Source organism: Kaistella chaponensis (genome assembly GCF_900156725.1).
GTDB lineage: Bacteria > Bacteroidota > Bacteroidia > Flavobacteriales > Weeksellaceae > Kaistella > Kaistella chaponensis.
The window spans coordinates 51,194-66,375 of sequence record NZ_FTOI01000012.1; the positions used below are offsets into that span (position 1 = coordinate 51,194).

Here is a 15,182-nt window from a genome sequence, read left to right on the forward strand (position 1 = left end):
AAAATAATTATAATGTTTGAAACCATGAGAAATAATTACCTTAAATTTGTCCTTCGTTTCCCCAAAAATTGATATTTTAAGGAAATTTATTACCTAAGAAAAAAAGAAAAATTATTTAATGAAAAAATTCACTGCAATTGCAATTCTTTCCATAGCCTTAATTTCTTGTAAAAAAGAAACCAAAACTGTTACTAAAGTTGATCCTGCAACGGGTAAAACGATCACCGTAGAAGTTCCTGTGACCGATTCTACAAAGGTTGCTGAGGTGAGCGCTGAAACATTTGCAATCAATGATTCGTTGGGAGTTTACAAACAAAGTTTTAAGTTAGAAAAAGGAAAAACATATCCTTTGACCACGTTTCAAAAAGATGTGCAAACAATGACTGCACCTGATGGAAAAACCCAAAGTGGAACGAGTGAAACAACCGATGAAATGGCGTTTACCGTGAATGATTTTGCAAATGGAATTTACGACATCACCATCAATTTAGTAGGGAAAAGAAATGCTCAAAATGCCAATGGAAAATCAATAGTTATTGACACGAAATTGGCAGAACCGAAAGAAGATCAGCTCAAAATGATGTGGAAAATAAACAAAGGTTTGGTCGGAAATAAGCTGAATATGAAAATGACAGAAGCTGGGAAAGTGATTTCAATTACTGGTTTTGAGCCTGTTTATACGAAAATCGGAAGTTCCATGGGAAGTGTCATTAAAGATCCGAAACAAAAAGAAGCATTTCTGCAAAGTTTCAAAGGAGGTTTTAACGAAAAAATTCTGAAAGATCAATTCACCAAAAATTTAAACTTGATTCCTGCAAAAGGCGTGAAAGTTGGTGAAAAATGGACTCAAACTGAAAACGCAACACCCGACGGAAAAATAAAACTTTCTACCAATTATGCCATAAAAAGTGTAGACAATGGAATCGTTACGATTTCAGTTTCTGGCGGAATTCCTCATAAATCTGATAAAAAAACGCAACAAGGCGTTACCAGAAGCATAAGTTCTGACTTGACACAGAACGGAACAATAACTTTGGATCAAAAAACCGGTTGGGTGAAAAATCAAAATATCGCAGTGAAGACTTCGCAATCAGAAACACTTTCTGATGGAAAACAAACGCAAACGATGAAAAGTGTTTCTAACTCCACGGTAATTGTAAATCCAGGGAAATAATAGATAAAAACTCAGGAACAAAGAGTATTTTTAACGCTCTATAGGTAACTAATTTTCAATTTTATGAAATTTATTTTTGAATTAATAATAGCAACTATTATTATTTTTTTTCTTTGGAATATTTTGAAACGGATGTTTTTTGCATCCTTTTACAAATTTCCCAAACCAAATGATGAAGGAAAAACCAGTGCGGCTCAATCTAAAAAAAATTTAGATTCAAGGATCAATTGGGATGCAGAAACGGTAGATTACGAAGAAATTAAAGAAAACAACCAGAAGAAATAACAATCAAAAACCTTTCGATTTTTAAAATTCGAAAGGTTTTTTATCGATTACAATTTGATATGTCAAAAAATAAAAAATTCATTTTTATCATCGCAAGCATTTTGGCTTTTGTGATTTTAGCATTGGTTTATGCAAATCCTGTTCTCAGTGGGAAACAACTTTTCCAGCATGATATTGTACAATACAAAGGTGGTGCGAAAGAATTGTTGGATTACCGAGCTCAAAATGGGGAAGAAACATATTGGAGTGATTCGATGTTTGGAGGAATGCCGACTTACCAAATGGGAGCACAATTTAAAGGCGATATCATTAAAAAAATTGATGAAATTCTCAATTTTTTACCAAAACCCGCGAATTATATTTTTCTTCTTTTTTCAGGTTTTTTTCTTCTCGGAATGGTCGTCGTTAAAAATTGGAAATATGCACTTTTGGGCGCTACTTTTTTCGGACTTTCAACCTATTTTTATATTGCTTTAGCAGCAGGACATAACGGAAAAATACAAACAGTTGCTTATTTTGCGCCACTTTTGGCGGGAATTCTTTTGGTTTATATCCGCAAAAAATATGTGGTTGGTTTTATCGTAACCGCACTTTTTATGGGATTGCAAGTGGCTGCGAATCATCCGCAAATGACTTATTATCTCTTTATTGCACTCGGTTTTTTATTCTTGTCTGAATTGATTCGCGCGTTTCAAGGCAAAACCGATTGGAAACATTTTGGGATTTCTACCGGAATTTTAGCTTTGGCTTTTGTTCTCGGAGTTGGTATGAATTCCCAAAGAATTATGGCGAATTCTGAATATATCACAGAAACCGTTCGTGGAAAACAGATTTTAGACAACGATACCCATTCTTCCGAAAAATCAGGAATGGATAATGAAAGTATTTTGATGTGGAGTTACGGTAAAATGGAAACATTAAACCTGTTTATTCCAAGATTAATGGGCGGTTCAAGTAATGAAGAAGGTTCCGAGAAAATGATGGAGAACGTTCAGGAAATGGTCAAAAGCAATGTTTCTTCACAAGAAGAAATGGATCAGATTTCGAAAGGGTTCGGTTCATTAACTTATTGGGGAGAACAACCCGGAACTTCCGGACCAGCTTATCAAGGAGCAATCGTATGTTTTCTGGCGATTTTAGGATTTTTCTTTGGTTGGAAAAAATACAGATATTGGATTTTAGGAGCTTCAATTCTGACCATATTTTTAGCTTGGGGAAGTAATTTTATGGCATTATCAGATTTCTTTATTGATTTCGTGCCTTTTTACAACAAATTTCGCGCGCCAAGTTCTATTTTGGTCGTGGTCGAATTATTGTTCCCTTTAATTGCGATTCTTGGACTTTATCGCTTTTTTAATTCGAATGAAACAACGGAAACTTCGGCTGAAAATATTTTGACAGAAGCATACAAAAAGAAGATTTTAATCAATGTAAGTGCAGCTGTTTTAGGAATTACTTTTTTATTAATCATCTTCGGGAAATCGATTTTAGGTTTTTATACCGCTTCAGAGAAAACCTATCTTCCACCATATTTATTAGATTTTTTGGTTGATGAACGATTCAAAATGTTTAGAATTGATGCGATTAAAGCCATCGTTTATGTTGGAATTGCAGCCGCTGTTTTGTTCTTAAGTTTAAAGAAAAAAATCGGTCAGAATATCGCAATTATCATTCTTGGATTGGTGAGTTTATTCGATTTGTGGAGCGTGAACAAAAGGTATTTGAATAATGATAATTTCATTGATAAAACCTTTACCGAAAATCCTTTTCAAACAGAAAACTCCGAGTTGTTGATGCAGAAAGTGGGCGATAATAAAAACTTACAATCGCTTCTAGCCAATGCAAACATCAATAAAACTTTAGAAACCATTGCCGAAAAAGACAAAACGCATTACCGAATTTACAACCAAGTTTTGGGAACATTCAGCGAAACGAACACTTCTTATTTCAAAGCCTCAATTGGGGGTTATCATGCGGTAAAATTACGCCGTTATGATGATCTTATTAATGAGTATTTTGGAAAAATGGATTCTGTGAAAGTGCCACGAATTTTGAATATGCTCAATACAAAATACATGATTTTTGGCGATGCAGAAAATCCAGAAGCAGTTACAAATCCGCAAAGCAATGGAAATGCGTGGTTTGTTTCTGACCTAAAATTTGTAAAAACTCCTAACGAAGAAATTAAGCAAATTGGGGAAGTTGATACAAAGAAAATTGCAATTATTTCTCAAGATGATCAGAAATATTTTGAAGGAAAACAGATTGCAGCAGATTCCACCGCATTTTTAAACTTAACCAAATATCAACCCAACGAACTCGAATTTAAAAGCCAATCGAAAACGCCACAACTGGCTGTTTTATCGGAAATTTATTATCCAAAAGGATGGAAAATGTTCATTGATAACAAAGAAGTTCCTTACATCAAAGCCGATTATTTGTTGCGCGCAGTTCATGTTCCGGCGGGAAATCATACTTTGAAAATGATTTTCGCACCAGAAGTTATTGCAAAAGGAAAATTGATTTCGATGATTTGTTTCGGGTTGTTTTTGCTATTAAGTTTGGGCGGAATTTTATGGTTATGGAAAACCGCAAAAGAGACAAAAGAAATTGTGGTTGAATAAGTGTTTCAAAAGGAGCAAAATTTCACCAAGATGGTAACACAAAAATACATTACAGATCTGACTTATAGAATTAATGGAGCTTGTATTGAAGTTCATAAAATTTTGGGAGCCGGTTTGGCTGAAATTGTTTACCAAAAAGCTTTAGAAAAAGAATTTGAAATAAGAAATATTCCATTTAAATCTGAATTTAAAATTTCTGTAATCTATAAAGAACAAAATTTGAATTGCGATTTCAAATGCGATTTTCTGATTGAAGATTTGATTGTTTTAGAAATAAAGTCAGTTTCTCAAACTTTGGATCTGCATAAATTTCAAGTTATAAATTATATGAATTTATTAAAGGTCCCGAAAGGAATTTTAGTGAATTTTAATGTCAAAAACTTATATCATAATGGACAAGAAACCTTCATTAACAAATATTTTGATCAATTAGATTAAACTATAAACAGCAAAAGAAACAAAAGAAATGATCGTATAAAAGTAAATCAAAAGAAAGCAAAACTAAATTCCTCTATGATTTATTTTTGCTTTCTTTTGATTAACTTAAAAAGCATATAAACTTTTGTCTCTTTTGCGGTTAAATATAAAAAAATGAATTTTTATTAAACATTTTGCTATCTTTTGATTAACATAAGAAAACATATAATCTTTTGTCTTTTTTGCGGTTAAAAAATAATTTAATATTAAAAACAGAATTTACATTTTGCAATCTTTTGATTAACTAAAAAAGTATATAAACTTTTGTCTCTTTTGCGGTTAAAAAATAATTTAATATTAAAAAGTGAATTTACATTTTGCAATCTTTTGATTTACTTAGAAAGCATATAAACTTTTGTCTCTTTTGCGGTTAAAAAAAAAGCATGTAATAATTAACATCATATAAATTTTTGTCTCTTTTACGGTTAAGTATGAATCAACCAAAAAAAATACTCATCATCACCTATTATTGGCCGCCTTCCGGTGGACCAGGAGTTCAGCGGTGGTTGAAATTTGTAAAATATTTACCAGAATTTGGTTGGAAACCCACCGTTTTTATTCCCGAAAATCCTAGTTATCCGATTGTTGATGAAAGTTTATCAAAGGAAGTTTCCGATGAGGTAGAAATCATTAAAACTAAAATTTGGGAGCCTTATCAAATCGCAGAATTCTTTGGCAAAGACAACAAGAAATTCAAAGCCGGACAATTTGATGTGGGAAATAATCAATCCTGGAAATCCAAACTTTCAATTTGGGTCCGCGGAAATTTTTTTATTCCTGATGCAAGAGTTTTTTGGGTACAACCTTCAGCAAAATTTCTGAAAAAATATTTGAAGGAAAATCACTTTGACGCCTTTGTTACAACTGGACCGCCGCATTCAATGCATTTGATTGGATTGGAATTGAAAAAGGAATTTCCCCATTTAAAATGGATTGCCGATTTCCGCGATCCTTGGACGGAAATTTCCTACTACAAACATTTGAAACTAACGAAATCTGCAGATCAAAAACACAGAAATTTGGAACAACAAGTTTTTGAAAAAGCAGATATTACTTTGGCGACAAGCTTTTCCGATGCTGAAAATTTTAGACAAAAAGGAGCGAACGCATTTTGTATTACAAATGGTTTTGATTCTGAGGTAAAGTCGATGAATCGTGAAGCTGTAAAGCCGTCTGAAAATACGAACGACACAACAACTCAAAAACCCAATAACTCAACAAAATTTATTTTAAGTTATATCGGCGTTTTGGAGCAGCTTCGAAATCCCGAAATTTTGTGGAATGTGCTCAATGAATTAATTCAAGAAAATGAAGCCTTTAAAAATGATTTTGAACTGAAATTCGTGGGTAGAATTGATGAGAAGATTTTAGAAAAATTCGAGAATTCAGACTTAAAAAAATCAATTAAAAATTTAGGATATGTTTCTCATTCAGAAGCAAATACTGAGATGCAGAATTCTGATCTGCTTCTAATGACCAATTTCCCCGAAGAAATTTCAAAAGGAATTATTCCTGGAAAAATCTTTGAATATTTAGCCACCGGAAATCAAATTATTTCTTTCGGTCCGAAAGAGAGCGACGTAAAGAAAATTTTAGAAGAAACCAATGCAGGAAAGCATTTTTCCTATGATGATTTAGAAACTATAAAACACTTTATTTTAGAAAAATTCGAAGAATGGAAAAGCGGTGATTCAAGTGCTCGAACTCAAAATATTGAGCAATTTTCCCGTCGAAATCTTACCAAAAAGTTAACTGAAATTTTGTAATTTTTTAAATTTCAATCATTTTCATAAAAAAAGTCGGACAATAATCCGACTTTTTATATTTGGTTAGAATTTTACAACCAACCTTGTTCTTTCATCCACTCGTCGTTGTAAATTTTCCCGACGTATCTGGAACCGTGATCGTGCAACAAAACAACAATAACATCATCTTTGGTAAACTGATCTTTCATCTGTACCAAAGCAGCCATCGCACTTCCTGCAGAATATCCACAAAAAATTCCTTCTTCTTTGGCTAATTTTCTGGCGTAAATGGCGCCGTCTTTATCGGTTACTTTTTCGAAATGATCAATAATCGACATGTCAAAATTTTCGGGAATAATATCTTCACCAATTCCTTCTGTAATGTACGTATATGCGCGATCGAGATGAAGTTCACCCGTTTCGTGGAACTCTTTGAGGATCGACCCATAAGTGTCGACTCCGATCACTTTGATATTGGGATTTTTTTCTTTAAAATACATACCGCATCCTGTAATGGTACCGCCTGTTCCTGCGCCGACTACAAAATGGGTTAGATTCCCCTCGGTTTGCTCCCAAATTTCTGGCGCTGTAGATTCGTAATGTGCCGTTCTGTTCGATAAATTATCGTATTGATTTACGTACCATCCGTTTTCGGTTTCGGCCGCTAATCTTTTAGAAACGGAATAATAAGAACGCGGATCGGTTGGTTTCACATCGGTCGGACAAACAATTACTTCTGCACCAACTGCTCTTAAAATATCACATTTTTCTTTGGATTGTTTGGCATTGGTAACGAAAATACATCGATATCCTTTTACAATTGCGGCAAGAGCCAATCCCATTCCTGTATTCCCAGAAGTTCCTTCGATAATGGTTCCGCCAGGTTTTAATCTCCCGTCTTTTTCAGCATCTTCAATCATTTTTAAAGCCATTCTGTCTTTTACAGAATTTCCTGGGTTGAAGGTTTCTACTTTAGCTAAAACCAAAGCGGGAAAATCTTCACCCAAAACTTTGTTGAGTTTTACTAATGGGGTATTTCCGATCGTCTCAAGGATATTTTGTGCGTATTTCATAAAGATTTTTAAAGAGTAGTGTGTTTATTTAATGCATTGAAGATATCGTAATTTTTCCTCTTGTAATTACGAATTTGCAAAGGTATAATTTTAAAAATTAATTGTATTTGATGGCCTTAACAGGAGAGATCTTACTGATCAAATAACTTGGTAAAATAAGGGAAATACCCGAAACGAGTAGGATTCCCAAAGATATGGTAAGAATATAAATGATGTTTAAATCTACAGGTACCACACTCAAATAATAATTTTCCGGATTCAGTTTAATAATCCCAAAATACTTTTGCAGCAGTAAAAAACCAAGACCAATTATATTCCCAAAAACCAAACCAGGAACCATGATCAATAACGTATAATTAATGAAAATGGCGCGAATCTGTCCGTTGCTCGCTCCCAAAGTTTTCAACATTCCAATAGAATTCGTTCTTTCAATTATTAAAATTAAAAGTACCATCACAATATTAATGATAACAACCACCATCATAATAATGATAATCAAGGCAATATTGGTGTCGAAAATCGCAATGAAATCCATGATCTGTGGATATTCAGCGGTTGCTTTTGTGGTGTAATTTTTATAACCCGCAAGTTCATCGATTTTGGGGGCATCTTCATCGATATCATTGATGTTTTTTAGGAATACATCAATTCCGCCAACCTCATTATTTTTCATACCCTGAATTTTACGGGCATGATTAATTCCGCCGATAATAAAGAGATCATCGATCATTTTGATATCGGTTTTATAAATCCCGACCACTTCAAATTTTCGATAAAGTGGGCTTTGATTTTCTTTAGAAAAAATAGCGACGATGCTGTCTTTTACTTTTAGATGGAGATCATTGGCGATTTTTTGGGAAATACAGATGCCATTATTGAACCCCTTTTCTGTCACGACCGGAGTTTTCCCCGCAACTATAAATTTCTTAAATCTTTCCGAATCGAAATCTTTGCCAATTCCTTTGAAAATAATTCCGGCAAAATTATGCTCATTGCGAAGAATTCCGCTTACAGAAACATATTTTTGGATGGAAGCAACATCGGGAAGTGCTTTAATTTTGTTCAATTGAAAACCATCGGTATTAAGAATCGAAGAATTGTAAGAACTATTCGATTGCTTTGATTTTATGGAAATATGTCCTGAAAAATCGGCCATTCTTTCTTTGATTGCTTTCTTTGAACCCAATCCTGTACAAACCGTGATGAGCGAAACGATGACACCTAAAGCCACAGAAAGCCGCCCAATAAATACGATAATCCGTGAGAGATTATTTTTGTTATCTTTGGAAAAAGCTATTTTTTTGGAAAAATATAATGGAAATTTCAAGCAGATGAATTTAAAGGTCAAAATTAAAGATTTACTTCTAGTTGTGCTAATTTATTTTGGGTTTTACCAAATGATTTCCGCGCAGAATATGGGAAAAAACTGTTTCAAAACCGGTGCAGATCGGTCGGAATTGTATCTTCCTTTGCTCAAAAATAAAACCATTGCGATGGTCACCAATCAAACGGGACTTTTACAAGACAAAACTTTTCTCGTGGATTTTTTGGTTAAAAATAATATTAAAATCAAAACAATTTTCGCACCAGAACACGGTTTTAGAGGCGATGCAGATGCTGGTGAACACGTGAAAAATGGAGTAGATACGAAAACAGGAATTTCAATAATTTCTCTTTATGGCGATAATAAAAAACCCAAAGCGGAACAATTAAAAGGAATTGATTTGGTGCTTTTTGATATTCAGGATGTTGGTGTTCGATTTTACACTTATATTTCGACTTTAACTTATGTGATGGAAGCTGCGGCGGAAAATAATGTTGAAGTTTTGGTTCTAGACCGTCCGAATCCACAAGATGGATTCATAGATGGACCCGTTTTAAAGGAGCAATGGAAAAGTTTTATCGGAATGCATGAAATTCCGGTGATTTATGGATTGACAATCGGCGAATACGGAAAAATGGTGAATGGCGAAAAGTGGCTGAAAAATGGTGTTCAAGCAAAATACACATTGATTCCGATGCAGAATTATCATAAAAAACAGCGGTATGGAGTTTCGGATAAACCCTCGCCAAATTTACCAAATGATAAAGCCATCAATCTTTATCCGAGTTTGTGTTTTTTTGAAGGAACGCAAGTTTCTGTCGGTCGTGGAACAGATTTGCCTTTTCAGATTTATGGGAGTCCGTGGACGAAAAATCTACCTTATCAATTTACACCGAAACCCAATTTTGGAGCAAAAGATCCTTTCTTAAATGGTCAATTATGTTACGGTGAAAATCTTTCTGGAAAGAATTTAGAGCTGCGAGAACTCAATATTTCTTGGTTGCTGAATGCTTATAAAAATTATAAAAATCCGGCTCAAGATTTCTTTTTGAAGAATTTGTTTTTTGATAAGTTGGCTGGTTCAGATGAATTGAGAAAGCAAATCATTGCCGGAAAATCAGCATCTGAAATTAAAAATTCCTGGAAAAAGGATTTGGAAAAATTCCAGAAAATCAGAGCAAAATATGTGATGTATGAGGATTAAAAACTCGCCTTAACCTGCATCGATCCAATATGAATTGTTCTTTCCCCAGAATTTCTGCCTTCGTAATTTACGTTGAGTTGGATAAAAGAATTCACAGCCTGTTGCAAAAATACCGACCAAACCTGATTTTTTCCGGGCTTCAAACCATCGAGCATTTGATTTCCGACGATGGAGAAATTATTTCCCGTGAAATCATTATTGATGAAAGAAAAATTCCCTCGAAGCGAAGTTTTTTTCCAATCCCACTGCAAACTTCCTGTTAAATCTAGCGTTTTCAACAGTTCTTCGCCATCTTTCCGCGCTTTTTGCCGAAAAGCTGAGGAGAATTCTGCTTGAAGCATCTCGGTAAATTTGTAGGTTGCTTTTGGTTTGGTTTCGAAATTGTTCAAAATATAATCCCGGGTTTTAAACAATTGCGAAGCGTTTTCGATGTGGTGTAATGAATTTTCCCAATCAATGCGGAAATCTTTATTAAACCAATATCCAACATTCAGAAAATTAGACCTTTGTGATCTTTCTTCATTGCTGAAATTGGCGTTGATCAAATTGTCATTTGCGATGAAACGATAATTCCCGTTCCAACCGGATTTGTCGGTCGGATTAAATTGTACAGAAGCAAGCAAATTTTGGTTTTTCAAAATTTGATCTTGATTTTTTTCAAAAGGATTCAAAACGAAAACCTGATCTTTTTTGTAAAATGAGTTCTGAGAATTTAGGGAAATATTAAAATTCCATCGTTTTAGAAATTTGTTTTCTGAATTTAGAACAACCGAGGGATTCACAAATAAAGCCAGTTGAAGTTTATTTTTGTTGGAAGGAATATAATTCACCGTGTTCGTATAAACTCTGATGTACTGCGCTAAATCTACATATTCTGCGATTTCAAATTCATCAATTTGTTGAATTCCGTCGCCGTTGTAATCGGTCCATTTATAGATTCCTTGTCCGTCTGTAACTTTAATATATTGAAATTCACGTTGCGCTTCTTGCCCGTTTCCAAGTTCATAGAAAGCTTGCAAACGCATTCCGTTTCTGAATAATTGCTGATTGTACAAAACGTTTCCAACGACAAAATCTTGGTTGAATTTCGTAGAAATATCTTGGTTTTGATAAGAAAATTTACGGTAATGAATGAGCGCATTCAAGGTGGTTTTTTCAGTTTTAATGATTTGGCTTTCGACCACAATTCCCAAAATATGGTTCATGTTTTCTAAGGAATTATTGCGCACCGAATCGTTTTGGCGCAAATACACTTTGGCTGCTAATTTTGTCCGGGTCGAATCGCCAATTTTTTTCTGAAGAAATGCTTCTTTCCAGCTGAAACTGCTCACATCCAGAAGTTGTGTTGCATTGAAAGTTTTTACGTTGTGCTCCAGATTTCCACCGATTGCCCAACTTCCTTTTTTGGTGGTGTATTCTGAAATAATGCCGCTTCTAACAAATTTGGTGTTTTGAAATGTTGCTTTGGTGTCGAGATAAGAAAAGTTTCCTTTGGTTTTGAATTTTCCTTTAATGAAGCCAAAATCGAGATCATTTTTAATTCCTCGATACGAATTTTTTTCATCCAGATAATTGATTTTATAATTGAAAAAAGATTGGTTTTTCCAGGTGTTGAGGAAGCTGAAAATCAAGCGGTTTTGCGTAATCTGATTGAATTCTTGTGTTAAATTGAAATCTCGGGAAAATTCGACATCATTAATCCTGTCCAAAATATGAAACTGCGAATTGAGGTGCTGAAATTCGAAACTTGGCGTTCCTTTCCAGTTGTTTTTGGTAAATGTTTTATTGCCGAAAATTCGTGCTGCGTAACCTATATTTTGGTTAGAATCTCTGGAAGAAAATAGATTAATATCATAATTACTCAAGGAGAAGTCGGTCCCAATTTTTCCGTCTTTTAATAAAAACTCGGAATTGGCAGAAAAAACCTGTGTTTGTTGCGGTGCCGGCAATTTTCGAACCGCGCGGTAATCTCCCATGTTATTTCCTACGTATTCAAAGACCCGTCCATTATTGGTTGTTTGTTTTACGCGATAATCCCCTAAGTTTTGCCCGAAATAAGTAAACGCGACTTGGTATAAAGTCTGGGTTTGGTCATTGGAATATTCGTAAAAATTTCCGGCGGGGTTTGCGATGAGTTGATACAGAATTTTATTTACATCGTAATCGGTAACTGTTCCGGAAGGAGCGTACATGAGTTCGGTATTATTTCCTGCATTGGCAAGAATCTGTTCATCTTCTTTGCTTAAATTTAAAGAAAGCGGTGCGTTTTTATTGTCGTTTTCGAGAAACCAATGAAGTCCGAATTTAATTTTTTCTCGTTCATGTCGAATTCCACCTGTGATAAGAAACCGCGTGTAATTTCGGTTCGCATAATTGTAAGAAATGGTGATGAAATTTTGTTTAAAAATTGGGCGAAAACTCGTAAAAGTAATTTCACCAGTATTATAATTGATGACATAATCTTGATTTTCGCCACGTTTCATTAAAATCCCATCAATAAAAACCTGTTCGGAACCAGAAATAATGGTAATAAACTGTTCCCCATTTTTCCCGCTCAATCGGTATGGTCCCTGATTTCCTTCTATTCCCTGAAAACGGATTCTGTGAAATTCGCTCCTTGCGACTCCCGCGGAGACATCGACAAAAGTTTTATTTTCGTTTCCGAAATTGGTTTGAAACTGTAAACCCATACTTCGGCGCTGATAACGACCGAAATAGGTTTGATCGTCTTGTACATCCAAATGTCCTGCCCGTAAAATCGATTTGTCTTTGATATTCAGTTGCAGGTAAATCTTATCGAATTCTTCTAAAGTTTGGGTATATCCATCTGCTTGAATGGGCAAATTATGATCTGAAATGGAAGCCAAAACGGAAACATCATTGGAAAGTTTACCCGAAATTTGTAAATCCATGGAGCTTTGTACACTTTGTCCCTGATTATTTCCGAAAGTGATCCCGCGAATAATGGAACCTTTAGAATTAAGATCGCCTAAGATTTTAGATCGAGGATTTTTTACGAGAACACCTTCATCAACGATTATTTTATTTTGGGTTCTAATAAAATCGAGCGTGTCTTTTGCAAAAAAATCAGTATTAATTTTCGCTGCAATAATAGAATCTCGTTTTGTAGAATCTTGCGGAATATTTGGGTTTTTCCAAGTGAAAATCTGGGCATTTACGATTTGCAATGCTAAAAAAAATGGGAGGAGAAAGAGTATTTTTCTGGTCAAGATTTTCGTCGGATAAAAGAAGTGTAAAAGTAACGAAAAAGTGCACTTAAAATTGTAATTGCATTCGTAACATTTAATTAACACTATAATTATGAATTTAGCAAAAAAGATTGTAGTTTTGCCCCATAATTTATTAATCATTAAATATTTAAAAAAATGAAGAAATTCTATTCATTATTCTCGGCAGTAATTTTAGCTGCAACTGTAAATGCTCAAACTACTTTCTTTACTGAAAACATGGGAACTGCAACAGCAACAACTGAAATCGCTGCAAACACTTTTCAAAATGCTGCACCGGTTACATTTTCGGGAACTGCAGATGTAAGGGCATCAAGCGCATCATCAGGTTATGCAGGAGCTTCTGCAGGAGCAAACGTTATGGTAAATGCCAATAACGAAACTTTTTTGATCTCAGGAGTTGATACTTCTGAATACGAAAACATTACTTTATCTTTAGGACAAAGAAAAGGTGCAAGTGCTGCAAACAACGAGTTGAAAATTGAAGTAAGTGAAGATGGTGCTACTTGGACGCTTTTATCTTACACAAGACCTACAGGTTCTGGAACTGCAAATTGGGCAGTAATTAGCCCAACAGGAACAATTCCTACAACGGAGACTTTAAGCATTAGATTTACAGGAACCAATGCTACAGAGTGGAGAATTGATGATGTAAAACTTGCAGGAACTTTAATCGTTTTGGGTACAGGAAACACTAACGCTACTAAAGCAAACTTGGTAAAAAACACTGTAGTTTCTAACACTATTTTATTTGCTGCAAAATCTGATGTTCAAGTAATTAACGCAAACGGACAAGTAGTAAAAACTGCTTCTGTAAACGAAAATTCTTCTTTAGAAGTTTCTTCTTTGCCTGCAGGAATTTATATCGTAACAGGAAATGTTGCTGGTAAAGGAGTTTCCCAAAAAATTATCAAAAAGTAATTGATTGATAACTCATTACTATAAAGGGTTATTGATTTTTCAGTAACCCTTTTTTGCTAATATTAACAAAATTTTATCTTTCATTTGGCTTGTATGCTAACAGAATTATGTAAATTTGTCATCCAAAATTTAATACAAACAATTAATATTCAAAACAATGAAAAAAATCTTTACAATTTTAGGTCTTACAGCGATTGCTACTATTAATGCGCAAATCGTAATCAATGAAGTTTATAGTGGAGGAGGAGCAACAACTGGTACACCTTCATATAAGAATGATTTTGTTGAATTAGTAAACATTGGGTCTTCTGCTCAATCTTTATCAGGTGCAACTTTACAATATTCTGCTTCTGGAGCCAGTAGTACGTTTAACAGTTATGTTGCTATACCAGATTTTACTTTACAACCAGGTCAAAAATACTTAGTTGAGTTATTGCAAATTGCAAGCGGAAGTAATGTTATCTTAGGTGCAGATTTACCTGCGCCGGCTGATTTTGTTGCAACAAACAATGTAAGTTTAACTAACGGAAATACTTATCCAGGTGGTTTAGCAATGGCAGGTGTTAATGGTAGAATTGCTTTAGCAAGTAATAATACGAGAGTAGATGGAGTTACAGCTGCAAATGTTTTAGATTTTGTTGGATATGGAAGTTCTACATTATTTGAGGGTAGTGGAGCTGCACCAGCTTTAGGTACTGTTTTGTCTGCTCAAAGAATAGCATTAGCTGATACAAATAATAACGCAACTGATTTTCAAGCAGCTACACCAACTCCACAAAATTCTACTGCTTTGGCTGTTTCTGATGTAAACAGTACAAAAATTACCTTAGTGAAAAACTCAAACGTAAATAAAACCATTGTTTTTGGAGCTAAAGCTAACGTACAAATTATTTCTGCAAACGGTCAAGTTGTTAAAACTGCTGTAGTTTCAGAAAATACGAACTTAGATGTTTCTTCGTTACCAAAAGGAATGTATATCATTTCTGCTGATGTAAATGGACAGAAAGTTTCTCAGAAAATTATCAAAAACTAAGATTCTTTTATAATCTTACAAACCGCTTCTCAGAAGCGGTTTTTTTATGTTCTAAAGTACCAAGAATCGCCGAA

The 15,182-nt window shown here is 34.4% G+C and carries 11 protein-coding genes; 8 read left to right on the forward strand and 3 right to left on the reverse strand.

Annotation, left to right across the window (positions count from 1 at the left end):
- Positions 1-118 precede the first annotated feature (118 nt).
- The 5 genes from BW932_RS11795 (at position 119) to BW932_RS11815 (ending at position 6,326) form a co-directional block, all read left to right on the forward strand.
- Positions 119-1,174, forward strand: coding sequence for a DUF6263 family protein (locus BW932_RS11795; protein WP_076387809.1), 1,056 nt, complete (start codon positions 119-121; stop codon positions 1,172-1,174).
- Between the two features lie 63 nt (positions 1,175-1,237).
- A complete protein-coding gene (locus BW932_RS11800) occupies positions 1,238-1,459 on the forward strand; it encodes a hypothetical protein (RefSeq protein ID WP_076387811.1) in 222 nt (73 codons plus the stop codon).
- Positions 1,460-1,518: 59 nt separating this feature from the next.
- On the forward strand, positions 1,519-4,083 hold the full coding sequence (locus BW932_RS11805) for a YfhO family protein (protein ID WP_076387813.1): 2,565 nt from the start codon (positions 1,519-1,521) through the stop codon (positions 4,081-4,083).
- A gap of 30 nt (positions 4,084-4,113) precedes the next feature.
- Positions 4,114-4,521: a GxxExxY protein gene (locus tag BW932_RS11810; protein WP_076387850.1), complete on the forward strand. Its 408-nt coding sequence runs from the start codon at positions 4,114-4,116 to the stop codon at positions 4,519-4,521.
- A 470-nt stretch (positions 4,522-4,991) separates the two neighbouring features.
- Entirely contained in the window at positions 4,992-6,326 is a 1,335-nt protein-coding gene (locus BW932_RS11815; RefSeq protein ID WP_076387815.1) for a glycosyltransferase family protein, read from the forward strand.
- A 71-nt stretch (positions 6,327-6,397) separates the two neighbouring features.
- Here BW932_RS11815 and BW932_RS11820 read toward each other — a convergent pair whose 3' ends face one another.
- Together BW932_RS11820 and BW932_RS11825 are read right to left on the reverse strand one after the other, a co-directional pair.
- Positions 6,398-7,378, reverse strand: coding sequence for a PLP-dependent cysteine synthase family protein (locus BW932_RS11820; RefSeq protein ID WP_076387817.1), 981 nt, complete (start codon positions 7,376-7,378; stop codon positions 6,398-6,400).
- Positions 7,379-7,475: 97 nt separating this feature from the next.
- Positions 7,476-8,705: an ABC transporter permease gene (locus tag BW932_RS11825; protein WP_076387819.1), complete on the reverse strand. Its 1,230-nt coding sequence runs from the start codon at positions 8,703-8,705 to the stop codon at positions 7,476-7,478.
- Positions 8,706-8,709: 4 nt separating this feature from the next.
- Between BW932_RS11825 and BW932_RS11830 the strand changes: the two genes are divergently transcribed.
- Positions 8,710-9,906 (forward strand): exo-beta-N-acetylmuramidase NamZ family protein, encoded by a 1,197-nt coding sequence (locus BW932_RS11830; protein ID WP_076387852.1) that lies wholly within the window; start codon positions 8,710-8,712, stop codon positions 9,904-9,906.
- Here the strand turns inward: BW932_RS11830 and BW932_RS11835 are convergent.
- The gene (locus BW932_RS11835) at positions 9,903-13,088 is read right to left on the reverse strand and encodes a hypothetical protein (protein WP_076387854.1); all 3,186 of its coding nucleotides are present in this window, start codon (positions 13,086-13,088) and stop codon (positions 9,903-9,905) included. The genes BW932_RS11830 and BW932_RS11835 overlap by 4 nt on opposite strands.
- A 204-nt stretch (positions 13,089-13,292) precedes the next feature.
- On the opposite strand from BW932_RS11835, the gene BW932_RS11840 reads away from it, so the two are divergent.
- Positions 13,293-14,075, forward strand: a complete 783-nt coding sequence (locus BW932_RS11840) for a T9SS type A sorting domain-containing protein (protein WP_076387821.1) — start codon at positions 13,293-13,295, stop codon at positions 14,073-14,075.
- A 157-nt stretch (positions 14,076-14,232) separates the two neighbouring features.
- A complete protein-coding gene (locus BW932_RS11845; RefSeq protein WP_076387823.1) occupies positions 14,233-15,108 on the forward strand; it encodes a T9SS type A sorting domain-containing protein in 876 nt (291 codons plus the stop codon).
- Positions 15,109-15,182 lie beyond the last annotated feature (74 nt).